A 929-nucleotide genomic window follows, 5' to 3' on the forward strand; every position below is an offset into this window, starting at 1 on the left:
ACCAGACGCTGCATCTCGGTCACTTCTTCCGGACGCTCGTCAATCAGCAGCACCATCAACACGCAATCCGGGTAGTTGTAAGCAATGCTCTGCGCAATGTTCTGCAGCAGCATGGTTTTACCGGCTTTCGGTGGTGCCACGATCAGACCACGTTGGCCACGGCCAATTGGCGAAGCCAGGTCGAGTACACGTGCGGTCAAATCTTCGGTTGAGCCATTACCGCGCTCCATACGCAGACGATTGTTTGCGTGCAGTGGCGTGAGGTTTTCGAACAGAATCTTATTACGCGCGTTTTCCGGCTTGTCGTAGTTAACTTCGTTAACTTTCAACAGTGCAAAGTAACGTTCACCCTCTTTTGGTGGGCGAATTTTGCCAGAAATGGTGTCACCAGTGCGGAGGTTGAAGCGGCGGATTTGGCTGGGAGAAACGTAGATATCATCGGGACCGGCGAGGTAGGAGCTGTCTCCAGAGCGGAGGAAACCAAATCCGTCCTGCAATATCTCCAGCACACCATCACCAAAGATGTCTTCGCCACTTTTGGCATGCTGCTTCAGGATAGAGAAAATAATATCCTGCTTGCGCATACGTGCCTGGTTTTCCAGACCCATATTTTCGCCGAGGGTAATCAGCTCAGAAACCGGCGTGTTCTTTAATTCGGTAAGATTCATAGTGAGGGTTCTTAAACTCGGGGTAATTCTCGAAATGATTGTCGTGGGTGGTATGGCAAAAATTCCATGCCGTTAATGGCTCTTTTTCAACTCTGCTCGACGATTATCGTCTGATGTGGCGATAGGAAACGAAGAGATGGTCGAAAGGTGATGCCGAATGTGCTAGTCATCAGATTGCCAAACCACGATAACGTTCAATGCGAGCAGGGTCTGACAAGGGAAAACTTTAGATGCAAACTACAAGGTAAGTGCGTAATGCAG

At 49.6% G+C, this 929-nt stretch carries 1 protein-coding gene; it reads right to left on the minus strand.

Features of this window, described 5'->3' with window-relative positions; all coding sequences use genetic code 11:
- Positions 1–668: transcription termination factor Rho (rho, locus tag QMM04_RS22750; RefSeq protein WP_282997139.1), on the minus strand; the 668-nt coding region annotated here is incomplete at its 3' end.
- Between the last annotated feature and the right edge of the window lie 261 nt (positions 669–929).

The organism is Pantoea sp. Pa-EAmG (assembly GCF_030024295.1).
In the GTDB taxonomy this organism is placed as follows: domain Bacteria; phylum Pseudomonadota; class Gammaproteobacteria; order Enterobacterales; family Enterobacteriaceae; genus Pantoea; species Pantoea dispersa.